The 12,277-nt window shown below is 60.7% G+C and carries 13 protein-coding genes; 4 read left to right on the top strand and 9 right to left on the bottom strand.

Annotated features, from left to right (window positions below):
• Position 1 precedes the first annotated feature (1 nt).
• Together VGN72_24115 and VGN72_24120 are read left to right on the top strand one after the other, a co-directional pair.
• Positions 2-577: a hypothetical protein gene (locus VGN72_24115; protein ID HEV7302446.1), complete on the top strand. Its 576-nt coding sequence runs from the start codon at positions 2-4 to the stop codon at positions 575-577.
• A 77-nt stretch (positions 578-654) separates the two neighbouring features.
• Positions 655-981: a hypothetical protein gene (locus VGN72_24120; protein HEV7302447.1), complete on the top strand. Its 327-nt coding sequence runs from the start codon at positions 655-657 to the stop codon at positions 979-981.
• Positions 982-1,122: 141 nt separating this feature from the next.
• Here VGN72_24120 and VGN72_24125 read toward each other — a convergent pair whose 3' ends face one another.
• The 3 genes from VGN72_24125 to VGN72_24135 form a co-directional block, all read right to left on the bottom strand.
• Positions 1,123-2,103, bottom strand: coding sequence for a methyltransferase (locus tag VGN72_24125; GenBank protein ID HEV7302448.1), 981 nt, complete (start codon positions 2,101-2,103; stop codon positions 1,123-1,125).
• Between the two features lie 13 nt (positions 2,104-2,116).
• Positions 2,117-3,124, bottom strand: a complete 1,008-nt coding sequence (locus tag VGN72_24130) for a hypothetical protein (protein ID HEV7302449.1) — start codon at positions 3,122-3,124, stop codon at positions 2,117-2,119.
• 356 nt (positions 3,125-3,480) lie between these two features.
• Complete coding sequence (locus tag VGN72_24135; GenBank protein HEV7302450.1) at positions 3,481-4,623, bottom strand: hypothetical protein; 1,143 nt, start codon at positions 4,621-4,623, stop codon at positions 3,481-3,483.
• 852 nt (positions 4,624-5,475) lie between these two features.
• On the opposite strand from VGN72_24135, the gene VGN72_24140 reads away from it, so the two are divergent.
• Positions 5,476-5,661, top strand: coding sequence for a hypothetical protein (locus tag VGN72_24140; GenBank protein ID HEV7302451.1), 186 nt, complete (start codon positions 5,476-5,478; stop codon positions 5,659-5,661).
• 25 nt (positions 5,662-5,686) lie between these two features.
• Here VGN72_24140 and VGN72_24145 read toward each other — a convergent pair whose 3' ends face one another.
• From VGN72_24145 to VGN72_24165, 5 genes are all read right to left on the bottom strand, one after another.
• Positions 5,687-6,886 (bottom strand): cytochrome P450, encoded by a 1,200-nt coding sequence (locus tag VGN72_24145; protein HEV7302452.1) that lies wholly within the window; start codon positions 6,884-6,886, stop codon positions 5,687-5,689.
• Positions 6,880-7,143, bottom strand: coding sequence for a helix-turn-helix transcriptional regulator (locus tag VGN72_24150; protein ID HEV7302453.1), 264 nt, complete (start codon positions 7,141-7,143; stop codon positions 6,880-6,882). The genes VGN72_24145 and VGN72_24150 overlap by 7 nt, the downstream gene beginning before the upstream one ends.
• Before the next feature lie 636 nt (positions 7,144-7,779).
• Complete coding sequence (locus tag VGN72_24155; protein ID HEV7302454.1) at positions 7,780-8,433, bottom strand: hypothetical protein; 654 nt, start codon at positions 8,431-8,433, stop codon at positions 7,780-7,782.
• Between the two features lie 9 nt (positions 8,434-8,442).
• Positions 8,443-9,666, bottom strand: a complete 1,224-nt coding sequence (locus VGN72_24160) for a tetratricopeptide repeat protein (GenBank protein HEV7302455.1) — start codon at positions 9,664-9,666, stop codon at positions 8,443-8,445.
• Positions 9,667-9,708: 42 nt separating this feature from the next.
• Positions 9,709-10,593: a Ku protein gene (locus tag VGN72_24165; GenBank protein HEV7302456.1), complete on the bottom strand. Its 885-nt coding sequence runs from the start codon at positions 10,591-10,593 to the stop codon at positions 9,709-9,711.
• Between the two features lie 346 nt (positions 10,594-10,939).
• Between VGN72_24165 and VGN72_24170 the strand changes: the two genes are divergently transcribed.
• Entirely contained in the window at positions 10,940-11,749 is an 810-nt protein-coding gene (locus VGN72_24170) for a hypothetical protein (GenBank protein ID HEV7302457.1), read from the top strand.
• Between the two features lie 30 nt (positions 11,750-11,779).
• Here VGN72_24170 and VGN72_24175 read toward each other — a convergent pair whose 3' ends face one another.
• On the bottom strand, positions 11,780-12,025 hold the full coding sequence (locus tag VGN72_24175) for a hypothetical protein (protein ID HEV7302458.1): 246 nt from the start codon (positions 12,023-12,025) through the stop codon (positions 11,780-11,782).
• Between the last annotated feature and the right edge of the window lie 252 nt (positions 12,026-12,277).

The raw sequence follows: 12,277 nt of genomic DNA on the forward strand, positions 1-12,277 counted from the left end.
AATGCGTCAGATTGCACTAGACGACCATCGTCAATCGTCCGACTATATCCGCCATCACAGAAGGGAGACGATGGCAGAACTGGGGTCGGAACAGCCAACGGTCGCACACGAGGGGATTGTCGAACAAATCCAGCGACATGCAGCGTGGGGCGTACCACTTGAACTGTTCGTCTACTTCACCGGGTACCTCGCAATGTCATCCTTCGCCGCGCGCGTCGGTCTGCCAACGAGTAGCCTGCTTGAGCCGCAGTACGTGGCGACTGGCATTTGGATTCTCACTCCGCTAGCGGCGGTGGCAACCTTGATTCACGCGGGGGCAGCCTCGATTAAGGGCAGTACGTTGGAGCCGGTCGGCAGCGTTAAGGAATGGTGGGCCGAGGTGCGGGCCGGCCTCCCGCGCCTCCTGCTGATGTTATTCCTGCTCGGTCTAGCTTATACCACGCTGATTCTATTGGTGCTCCCAATGTTGGCTCTGGTCGGGCCGCGATTTAGTGTGCCGAGCGTGCGCGACTCTTTGCTGACGGCCGCTTGGCTAATCACAACATCGCGGGTATTTACGCGGTTGCCCTGTACCTAGCTCGCATCGTGAAGGCATCCGCGGAGTCGAACGTGTCGTTCGCTCAGCCGTCGGCTTTCGGTAGATCCGCTGTCGCCATGATGCTCCTGGTCGTGCTTTACCTCGCGTACGTCGGCACGTTCACGAGCTTCTGCATGACCCATGTTCCGGCCACGCTCGGGGGGTTCCGGCCACTCCCGGTGCGTTTCCTGCTGAAGACCGAGCCCAGCACACTGATCTCGACAACGACACCGACTGTTCCCCCGTTATTGAAACCGGATACGGACGATCCGACGAGGTCCGAACGTCGCTATCTGTACCTGGCTACAGACAACGATTACGCCATCGTGGGCGCCGAGGGCCACGGGTGCATTGTGTTCGACCAGGCCCTCGTCGATGGCTACCAAGTAGAGCCCAAGGATTGAGCCGCTGGTATTCGAGAGGGTTAGCCGGCAGACCGGCGTCTGAGCGTCTCGACGTGACCTCGAGAAGGTGGTGCGAGGTCGTTCTCAGATGGTCCTTCCAGAAACATTGTTCCGCCCTGGTGCAAGGGGCGTAGCATCTTGTTAGGGTTTGGTCGCCCTAATCGTACTGTAAATCGAAAACCTGTGGATCACTTCTGGATCGGCAAAACCGACGCCCTGAAGCAACATAAATACCTGCTGCTGTAGCAATTTTCCTCCGCCACTGTGAATATAAATCAAAAGATGAAGAACGTGGGTGGATATTGGTGTCGGTTCAGGAGTATCGAGTAGCGCTTCATGTATAAATATTACTCCTCCAGTCGGCATATGATCGTATGCCCGCTTAAGAAGAAAAGTAATTTCCAACTCAGGCCAATCATGTAAGATGTTGCTGAAGTGGTACGCTTCTCCGTACACCCATGGATCAACAAAAAAGTTGGACGGGTGATAACGAATTCTGTCCATGCCAAACGTCGAATTCATCTTCGACGAAGCCACACAAATGTTGTCCAGATCCATGATAGTGATCAACGGCGGACTAACAGCAGATTCTTCCAAACTAAGGGCAACGGCGAGGGCACCAGACCCACCGCCGGCGTCCACTATCGCCGGTATCCCGTCAAATATACGGGAACGCACCTGTTCTAGCATTGGAGCCATAATATGCCGATGCATTCCAAAGAGGAACCCTCGTGCTTCCTCTTCGCTGATCAGGCCTCTGCGCCAACGCTGGCAGAAGGTCTCTCGGATACGGGTTGCATCACCAGATATACCAGCAACTAACTTCTGATAAGCGATATTTCCAGTCGAACGTGCCGTAGCGGACCCTATAAAAAGTGGTCCGCTCCATGTAACAAAATCACGAAACTGCGCATCGACAACATACTTACCGTTGCTGCGTCGTAGGAGTATAGTTGAAGCAGCAAGCAGCTGGAGAAGGCGCTCCAAGCATTCCCTGTCAAGATCGAGGGAGGCAGATATCTCGGATAGATCCGTCGAGTGATCAAGTGCGTCCAGAACGCCAAAGTGAATGGCGACATTCAGAGCGGCTGGCACATACTCGCCCAACTGCAGCTCAAGCATGGCGTGGTAACCGTTAGTGTTTATACTCGGCATGTTCATCGTCTTGAGACCCCGGCCCGCCAGTACTGAATTGAGCGTCAATCTTGGCGAAAAGATCGTGCTGCTCGGAGCCCGATCGCGTGATGAGGCAGAGCAGGTAGCTGCCATCGCTTATCTCCGTATGGGGAGGGATTCCGAGCATGGCTCCAGTACGCGTCTCCGTGTCATACAGAGCTCCCGTTCGCCTAAGGCCCTCTATCACTTCCCCGGTCCCCATGGCCGGCCAGTGTGCCGGAGTTAGGTATTGGACGACATGCCGGTCTACTGTGTCCGAGCTCTTTACGACTCGTTCCCAGATTCCGCCATAGATGGGCAGTGATCCACCGACCCGGGCATTCATTTCGGTAAAATGAACCTTTCCCCGCGAATCGAGAATGCCGTCGGCACTCATGTATCCTCGATAACCGATGGCGTGGTAAAGCTCCGACAACTTTCGTGCATGTTCCAGTGCTGTGCGCAGACTTTCCGGCGGGATGTCCCAGTTGAGCGGCGTGTGCTCACGAACCAACTTTCCACGTTCGTACTCGAGTCCACCTGCCGCAAGGAAGGTAACTTGCGAATCATCCGCTCTGAACTCAAACCACACCGTCTGGCAGCAGGTTTTTAGCTCTTCAACTATTACGGGGAAGCGGTTATCCATGGACCCCCAAGTCCATAGGTAGGGAATGCTTCCTTTTAATTCCGAAAGATCATTGACCCATATCGAGCCCGCTGTCCGTGGCGCTGTCGTCCAGTCCTTCCGGATAACGGTGCAGCCCGCCCCCGCACTGTTATGAGCCTGTTTGACCATAACACCATCAGTGTCCTTGAGCAGGGCGGAGATTGCAGAATTGAGCTCCTCTTGTGTCCTACAGACCGTTCCCCTTGGAATAGGCGTTCCACTGGCGGCGGCGAGAGCTCGAAAGGTCGCCTTGCTATTGACCAAGGCATCGCCCCCTTGGCTGAAGAACTGTGCCCCTGGCATAGCTAACTCGATCTTCAAACGTGTAGCGAGGTCCGCCACTTGAACACCGGGCCAGAGGCAAAGCAGTTCCGAGCAGTCTTTCACGAGGGGGGTCAACAGATCAATGAGATCGGGTGATACCAAGCTGAGCGGATCAAGTAGCCGCCCCTGGTGTCGACCGGTGGGCGCGATGAGGATCGTGAGTCGCTCTTTCCGAACTCTGAGGAGACTGCAAACATGGTCGAGGAACTGCTGATCCGGCGGGGAGGGGACAATGACTATGTCGCCTTCCCGGGCAAGCCAAAAAATCCTCTGGACGAACGTTCTCTGATCTGGCTGTCGGAGTAGCGATCCGTCGACGTGATTTGCAATGAGCAACCGTGCGTGCGCATTCATCATCTTGTGTAATCTTCCATCGTGCCACTTCGAACCATATCCAGGGTGAAGCAATGGAATCCCCCGCCGAAGAGCCGACGGTGCCGATGCCGCACTGGAATAACCAGAAAGCCCTCAAGCTCTAGGGCCCGGATAACATCAGGACAGTCCTGGTTCGCAACAACAGTTTCGGGGTTTACGGACAACACGTTGAGATCAATGTACGGACTCGTCAGCAACAGGTCGCCGTCATCGTAAATAGGAAAGTTCTTCTCCGACGGGATAGGTGGTATGATGAACTTCCACTTATTGAAAGGGGCGGGTAGATGGTCGCGAACGCTCAGATCCCGGGCCAAGAACACACCTGGACGCAGGGCGAGGATCATGCTGTCGATGTGGTTGTCGCTCAGCTGATAAACGCGGTGCACCCGATACCTCTCGCCTACGTGACGCTCCAGCCATGAGCAAGCGATCGCGTGGTTCTCGTTGGCAACATTAACGATTAAGTCTTTGCCGAGCCGCAGGACCTGCGCTCCATCCAACATCATGTCCAGACCGACATCGTACGGCGAAGACTCAGGATTCTCGATCGGTTCGGTCGGCCCTCCGAGCGTTGTTTCCGTGGCTCGTGCATAGGACAAGTCAAACGATCGGTCAGTGAGGACCGGCCTCGGCATCGTGGTCCAGCGAGCGCCGACTTCGAAGTAATGATGAAATACCTTGGCCAACAAACGCGTCTCGAGATATCGGGATCGAACTGCGGGCGGCGTCTCGATGATCTCGTCACCCAGAATCAGGGTATTATCTCGGATGTTGAGCGCTGGCACAGGCATCGCTTCCCACCCGAAGCCGCGGATGGTTTCTGCACTGTGGGGCAGCTCGATTGGCCGGTGAACCTTGATGCCAATCGATGCGAGCGTTACGGCAAGCCCCTCCACGTCCTCGTTGAGTTCATCGACATACCGCTGCTTGATCCGCCATGCCCGCTCATGCGCTCTACGATCCGTCGATTTCCTAAGCCGCGGGTAGGCCCAGTCGCTGCGAAATAGGTTCTCGTGAAAGAATATGTCAAACGAGACTTCCCGGTCGTGCGAGGTATAGTTCTTCGCACTTCCGACGACTACCTCCTTAAGAGGAGACCACTCATCGAAGCTGTTCAACATGCGGTCCTCCCGAGAGTCGATCCTACCAAAAACTGAAGACCTCGGTATGTTATCAACTGGCTGCTTAGCCTGCACCAATCAGATCCAGGAACCGTAACAAGCGGATTTCTATAGCACCTCGGCGCCTCCGGATCTTTTTTATACTGGAGTCACTCCCATCGAACGGGCGAGATAACGAATGTGGTCGCGCAAAGCACTCTCTGCATTGCATTGACCTCCAAGGAGACTCTCAATTCGTTGCGTACGGAAATGAGGGATCGGATCTCGGCTATCACCCGGCAGGATACGCACGCCGCCAGAAGAGCCCACACAAGTGACCACTATGCGAGCAATATGCTCCCACGTGAGGATTTGCTGATCGACGCAGATATAGGTCGGCAGGGGATTGTTTGCCCGGGTCAGAATGCGAACTACCTTCGCCAACGTTGACACGTCCGAGAATTGCCGCCCCTCCCTGCTCACGACCTCGACGGGTAGTCCCTCCGCCGCTGCGCGAACCATCTCCGAAAGGCGGTTTGGGCTCCGACAAGAGCTGGAGCCAGACACCGGCAGACCTACGACGGGACCTGGACGAACGACAATCCCGGTCATTTGATGGCGTGCGCACGCGGCGCGAAGGAATAGTTCCCCAGCCGCCTTATTCGCGCCGTAGAGATCCGTTGGGCTGAGCCAGTCCTCCTCGGACATCTCGCCGGCGAACGGACGATGAACCGCCGCCGACGACAGGAAGATTCCCCGTTTCAGGCCGGCGTTGCCTGCGGCATCGAAAAGCTTTGAGGTGACGGCCGCATCTCGACCCTCGAGCTCGCCGCTCGGATCACCCCAGATGATCGCAGCATGGATACACACATCATGACCTGGAAGCACCGCCCGGACCCGGGCATCATCCTGCAGATCAGCTTCGACTACTTGAAGCCGGGACTCGCTCGCGAATCCGAGCAGCTTGTCCGGCGACCGGGCTACAGCGGTGACGTGCTGGCCGTCAGCAAGGAGCTCTCGAACGATGTGAAGGCCAATGTAACCTCCAGCGCCGGTTAGGAGGGTTCGCATGCCATCAAACTCCTTACGAAGGCGGGACTCTCTCGTTAACAGGTGACTGGCCTTGGCGTGAAACGGGAAGGCGAGCGAGGCAGCGGAGAGTCGCCGTGTCGAGCCAACGGGGCTCACCCGCGAGAGCGAACTCAGACTCCCAATCTGCCAATTGTCGCACGAAGTGCTCCAAGAACCTTTGGGCGGGCATGGCTCCCACACAGAAGTGCGGACCCCAACCGAAACCGAGATGAGGATTCGGTGAGCGATCGAGCACGAGGTCGTCCGGGTTCACGAAGTGCTTCGGATCACGGTTTGCGGCGGCCATCAAGGTAACTATTGGCTCCATCTTGCGAATCGTAATCCCACTTATGACTGTGTCGCGAGCGCAGTATCGCATGGTGGCTTGTGCTGGACTGGTAAACCTCAAAAGCTCCTGAACGCCCTTGGTCACCTGTCCAGAGTCGACGATGCGCCTCGCTAGGCCGGGACGTTCTAATGAAAGTGCAAGGAAGCTGCCCATTGAAGCGTGGGCGGTGCTATATGCAGCGTTGAACATGGCCGCTATGGTGTTGCGGACATAGCCAGCCGACATCTCCCTTACACCCCGAGCCAGATTCAGATCGTAAATTACGCTTCCCGGGGCAGCAACGGGGAGTGCCGCTAAGATCAACTCATTCAGCTCATGAGTGGCTTCGCGACCAGCGTTGTAGCGGTTTCCGTCCAGCGAACTGTCCATTGCCCGCGTCACGCGGACGAAGATCGATTCATAGGTTTCAGAAGCTATCTCGGGTACACCGATCAAGCGGCACGCAAAGTGGAGGGCCGCGGGAGCGGCGGCATCGGACATGAAGTCGAAAGGACGGTCAACGGGTTGCCGGGCAAGGCACTGTTTGAGTCTGTCACCGGCCCCACGACAGACGGTCGCTACGTCAATGCGATCCAAGGTGATCGCTAAGGCTTGTCGCAACGGAATTGAGTCTGGCGGATCGTGCGACTGAATCGTCATCCCCTCGCGGCTTGTCTCATTGACTCCGAGCAACTTCGCCGGGTCACGAGAGAAGTCAACCGAGGACCGAAGCACTCGGCTGCAATCGTCATATCGGCTCAGCACCCAAGCACAAAGCTTGTCGTGCCAAGCTACAGGCGCTTCTACCTGCAGCCGGCGGAAAATCGGATACGGATCCGCGAGCGTCTCAGGGTGCAGCGGTGCGTAGATTTCCGAGCTCAACACTGGCTGCCATCTGTTGTCTTGGTGTCGTCGTCGTCAACGAAGAGATTTTCCAGTGGCACCTGAAAAGCCGCTGCAAGTTTGCAGGCAACATGCACCGTAGGTTCGTAGTCGCCCTTTTCCATAAGCGTGATGGTGTCAACCGGGACTCCAGTAAGCTCGGCCAACTTTTCCGGCGTGTTAGCGTCAGATGGAGCCCGTTTGAGGAGCTCAGAGATTCGTTTCGGACCGAAGGAGGACGTAATGTGATCGTAAGTCATCGAATGCTCCAGTTCCTACTCTTGCGACTTTAGAATTGGATTTGCCTTGGCGTAACCACCAAGCTCCGGGAAAACCAACATATCATCCTGTTCGCCGCGAAACAAGATTATTGCGTGTCACCTGCATACGGGGCAGGCTTTAGGGGGCTTCGTCCTGCGGGCCTAGCTCTACACGGAGGCCAACACGCTCGTCGTCTCCTGCGGCCCCTTTCAGCAGGGTGGTGAGACGTATGCACGCAGCGTCTCGCTTACCGACGAGGGCCCGGAGCTGACGACGACGCGGGTCAATCGGCCCTAGGCCCTTGCAACTAGCCGGGCGGGCACCGCGAGTGGGCCGAGTTCCGGGCCAAGGCGTCCGAGGGGGCGACGACGGACCAGACGCCGCGATGGGGCGTGACGAGCATCAGCGGCGACTACGATCTGCGTCCGCCGCGGGCCGGGACGTTCGTCAGCTGGTGGTGGTTATTGGTGCCGACCGCGGTAGGGGCGCTGGTGGCATGGCGATGGAACGCTAGCAACGTTAACGAAGAACCCCTTCTCGCGGCCGAGACACCGCCAGTCCGGCGCGAGGCAGACGAAGGCCGGGCATCACGATCGGATGGGTAGATCACGGCCCGGCGGCTACGCGAGCCACCGTCAATGTGCGGCCGCCGCCGTCTGAAGCAGCCGCCTGTCCGCCTCCGTCAGTCCAGCCACGTCCGCCTGAAGGTCCACCACGCTTTGCCCGAACAGCACGCCGTACATCACGCAGGCCACCAGGTAGGAGCCGGCTAGGCTGGGGTGACTGCCATCACGGTCGTAGATCGCCGGTGACGCGTGCTGCTGCTGTGCAAACGCCTGCCACACGCGACCTACAGGCAGGACCAGCGCCCCAAGTTCGCTGCCGATCTGCTCGTACGCCGCGGTGATGGCATCCTGCGTCTCGGGCGCATGTCGCCGTGCCCAAGTCATGTACAGGGCGGTCCGGCTGCCGTCGGCGCGGATGCACTCGTCGAACAGTCGCACGTTCTCGGCCATCCGCTGGGCGTTCTTCACCGGCAGGGTACTCTGTTCCTGCAGGACGACGTAGTCGTAGCCGCCGCCCTCGATCGCCGCAGCCGCCTCGCGCTTGTTCCAATGCTGCCGTAACGAGGCGCCGCCGGCGCTGATGAGCCGATGGGACAGCGACCGCCCATCGGCCGCCGCGATCGTGGCGACCAATCTGGGCAGGTCGTTGCGGGCGGTGAAGCTGTTGCCGATGAACAGCACGTTCAGCGATGAGGGTGGTGCACTACTTCGCTTGTTCTTCATCTCGCGGTCCTAGAAGGGGGCTTGGGCCCGCTCGCGGGCGTAGACGCCCCACTGGCTGAACGGGTCGGCAGCCGCGTAGCTGCGCCACAGCGGCAGGGCGTCGTAGGGCCGGCCCGCCTCCTCCAGCGCATCGGCCAGGTTGTACTGCGCCCGCCCGTAGTCCGGGTCGACCTCCAATGACTTCCGCAACGCGGCGATCGCCTCCAGCGGCTCGTTCAGCTCCGATAGCAACACGCCCAGGTTGTTCCAGGCGTCGGCCCGGCGGCGGTCCAGCTCCAGCACCTGACGGTACCGCTCGGCCGCCTCCGGCCGCCGCCCCAGCTGATGCAGTGCGTTGGCCAGGTCGAAGCAGACGTCGACGTCCGGGCCGCCTACCGACAGCGCGTGACGGTAGCTGTCAGCCGCGTCCTCGAAGTAGCCGCCCGACTCCCGCTCCAGGCCCTGCTGGTACCACTCGGCGGCCGTTTGCGGCCCCTCGTCGGCCCGCAGCCGCATGAACGCCTCGGGCTCGTGGGCGTGTGTTGTGGGGTCTTCTTGATCGAAGTCCAGCTGCAGCTGCCCGTCGGGCGTCGCCAGCTCGCCGCCCTCCAGCCGCACGGCCAGGTCGCCGGTCGCTTCCAGCACCGCCAGTTGCTGCAACGGGCTAGCCACGTCCGGCAGCCACCGCGACAGCTGGCGCAGGCTCCGCCGCACGCGCCCGATCGGCACGCCACTGCGCACGATCTCGCTGAGCGTATTGGCGGCCGAAACCCGGCGGAAGTCGAAGTGCCACACCCCGTGCAGCGTCGTCACCGGCTCCACGAGGCCGAGCCGCACCCATGCCTGCAGCCGCTGCCGCGTGATGCCCAGCAGGTCGCAGACCGTCGGCGCTGCCAGCGTAGGGTGCACCTGGTCGCGCTGCGTCTCGAGCCCCAGCCCGCCGAGGAACTGCTCCTCGTTCAGCACGGTCAGGCCCGCGCGGGCCCGCCGCTTCATGATCCGCGCCCGGCGCAGCTGATCGGTTGGGAGTCCGTGGGAGCCGATCGGGATCGACCGCTGCCCGACGACGAGCAGGCCGGTGCCGATGCCGAGGCGCACGCCGTTGCTGTAGGTGCCGCCGTAGGTGCCGACGACGTCGACGAACTGCTCGTGCGTCATCGTCGCCAGCCGCCCGGTGTAGGCTACGAACCGGCCACGGATCAGCCGGGGCACGTCCGGCGTGTTCACGGTGGCCATTGCGGTGTCGTTGCTCATGGGCGTCACCCTCACGATTGTCGCTTGCCCGGGCAGGGAAGACTACGCCTTCTTCCGACCCTTCTTCTCCGCCGCGACCCGCCCAGCCGTACTGGGGGCCACGAGCTTGGGCGGCTTCTGCCCGACGCGGCGCTTCGTCTCGTCCAGGCTCTTCTGCAGCGCCTCCATCAGGTTGATGACCGCCGGCGGCTCGTCGGCCGTCACGTTCGCCTCGATCGTCTGGCGTCCCTGCAGCTTGGCCTCGACGACTTGGCGGACGCTTTCGGTGTAGCGGTCCGTGTAGGTCGACAGGTCCACCTCGTCGGCCGCCATCGCGTCGACGAGCGTGCGGGCCAGCTTCACCTCGTCGCCCGTCACGTCCACTGCCGGGGCCTCGGCGGCGAACTCGCCCGGCTTGCGCACGGCGGCGTCGAGGCTCAGGACCGTTATGGCCAGGATGAGGCCGGCGGGGCGGACGAGCACCGTCTGGTCGTGGCCGCCACTGACGCGCGTGGCGAAGGCGACGCGGCCGGTGTCGAGCATGACCTTGCGCAGCAGCGCGTAGGGCTTTGCCGCCAAGGGGCCCTCGGGCAGCAGGTAATACGTGGTGCCGTCATAATAGGCGGGGTCGATCGAGCCGGCGGGGACGAACGACTCGATGCCCACCGTCTTCTCGTTCTTGAGCCGCGCTTTGCTGATCTCCTGCTCGTCGATGATGACGTACTGGTCCTTGGCGAACTCGTAGCCCTTGACGATCTCGTGGGCCGGGACCTCGCCGTGGAGCGGGCAGACCTTCTTGTAGTTGATGCGGCTGTTGCAGTCCTTGTGGAGCTGGTTGAACGCGATGCGGTCGCTGCCGCCGCTTTGGGTCGCGGTGTAGGCCCGGACGGGGACCGTGACGAGCGAGAAGTGAAGGAAGCCCTTCCAGACCGAGCGTGCTGAGGCCATGGCCATCCCTTGGGGTCCAGTGGATCCCGGGCTGAGCCATCCGTGACTGGTGTTGCAGGACGACGTCGGGCCAGATTGGCCAAACGGTGTCGGGGCGAACGATCCTACCCGATGCCCCGGCGATCTTACAACGTACAGTCCAGCCTGCTATAGCGATATGGGCAAAATTGGTCAGGAAGTGGGGGCACGATGTGATGGGCGTGCTGAACGATGCTGCGCCAATCACCATGCCCGGTGTACACTCGTACGGATGGAATGGACTGGACGATCTCTTTGCGTTCTGCTGCTTGCCCTTCTCGCGACGCCAGCACTTGCGCAGACCGATGTTAGGGAAACGGAACTGAAAATGCTGCGTAGCACCGTGGAGCGTCAAGCTGAGGAGATCCGCCAGCTCAAGCGCCAGCTCAACGAGGTGCCCGCTGCCACCACCAGGTCGTCATCGGACGCGGCGGCCACGACACAACCGGCCGCGTTGACATCGGCGCCTCAGCCCGACGCCAACGCTCAGGCCGACCGGCCGCGCAAAGTCGTTTACGTGCTCGACGGGACCGCAATCGGCTCTGTCGCCCGGCGGGAGCTCGGCCGCTCGGAACTGATGCGAGCGCTGCAGCGGCTTCACCCCCAGGACCAGTACGCGTTCGTCATCGTCGGCCTCGGCCGCGAGGACATCGAGCTGTCGCCGGCGACTCGCGAGAACATCGACCGGACGATCGCCAACCTCCCGACGAACATCCCCTCCACGATCGAGGACGGGAACCCGTTCGATGTCCTCACGCGCGCGGTGACGGCCGGCGCAGAGACCGTGTGGTACGTCGACTCCGGCAAAATGATCCGCGCCAAGCACGCGAGCCGGATCGGGAAGATGGCGGGGGACCGCGGGGTCCGCATCAACACGACGACGGCCTATACCGATGGCTCGGAGGACACCGCCGCTTACGTCTGGACGCTCGCCAACGCATCGGGCGGCAAGTGCGTCGACCGGCAGGGACGGCCGGTCCCGCGTCCCGCCAAGGCCCTCGACCCTGAGGTGGCCGCGCCCATCACGGCCGAGGCTCCTCGCCAGGCGCCCGTCGAGGGCCAGCGTGCATCGGATCCTGGTCTACCCACCCCGTCGAGCAGCACGAATCCCTCGTCGATCTTTGACTTCAACGATTAAGTGCCGGCCGCCCGCGCAGGCGTGACACAATCAGCCGTGGTCTGCAAGTCGCGCGAGGTGGCGGTCGATGGCCGCGTCCAGCTCATCGTCCACGCACTGCTCCGGATGGATCTCCGGCCCCTCGTACACCACAAACATCAGGTCCTCCTCATCGGTGCCGTGGTCCCAGATGATGCCATGGGACCCCCGAGCACATCGAGCCGCTTCAAAGGCTGCGGCGAGGCCGTGCAGCTGCTGCATGGGCGGCGCGGCAGATGGCCGGTAGACGTGAGACACGCGATAAGGATTCACCGAAGGATTAGCGGCATTTAGCATATTCACAAATTAAAATACAGGTAGTGTAGCGGCACAATGGGGCCTTGATCGGCGTCAGCGGGGGGGACGCAGTGACTCAATCCTGCCTCCTGCACAATCGCACATCCCGCTTGCTTAGCTTCTCGAATATGGATCCAGGTCGATCTGGGGGTAATCCCTTGTCTTTTGTGAAACTGGGGATACTTTGTGTTCTGTAGCGATCTCGTCGGGGGG

It is taken from the genome of Tepidisphaeraceae bacterium (assembly GCA_035998445.1).
Lineage (GTDB): Bacteria > Planctomycetota > Phycisphaerae > Tepidisphaerales > Tepidisphaeraceae > DASYHQ01.

Excerpts from the sequence above, each read along its gene's own strand:
- VGN72_24160 (HEV7302455.1), bottom strand. The coding sequence starts at position 9,666 with ATGAGCAACGACACCGCAATGGCCACCGTGAACACGCCGGACGTGCCC.
- VGN72_24135 (HEV7302450.1), bottom strand. The coding sequence starts at position 4,623 with ATGTTGAACAGCTTCGATGAGTGGTCTCCTCTTAAGGAGGTAGTCGTC.
- VGN72_24140 (HEV7302451.1), top strand. The coding sequence starts at position 5,476 with ATGACCTGGAAGCACCGCCCGGACCCGGGCATCATCCTGCAGATCAGC.
- VGN72_24115 (HEV7302446.1), top strand. The coding sequence starts at position 2 with ATGCGTCAGATTGCACTAGACGACCATCGTCAATCGTCCGACTATATC.
- VGN72_24155 (HEV7302454.1), bottom strand. The coding sequence starts at position 8,433 with ATGAAGAACAAGCGAAGTAGTGCACCACCCTCATCGCTGAACGTGCTG.
- VGN72_24150 (HEV7302453.1), bottom strand. The coding sequence starts at position 7,143 with ATGACTTACGATCACATTACGTCCTCCTTCGGTCCGAAACGAATCTCT.
- VGN72_24165 (HEV7302456.1), bottom strand. The coding sequence starts at position 10,593 with ATGGCCTCAGCACGCTCGGTCTGGAAGGGCTTCCTTCACTTCTCGCTC.
- VGN72_24170 (HEV7302457.1), top strand. The coding sequence starts at position 10,940 with ATGCTGCGTAGCACCGTGGAGCGTCAAGCTGAGGAGATCCGCCAGCTC.
- VGN72_24120 (HEV7302447.1), top strand. The coding sequence starts at position 655 with ATGATGCTCCTGGTCGTGCTTTACCTCGCGTACGTCGGCACGTTCACG.
- VGN72_24125 (HEV7302448.1), bottom strand. The coding sequence starts at position 2,103 with ATGCTTGAGCTGCAGTTGGGCGAGTATGTGCCAGCCGCTCTGAATGTC.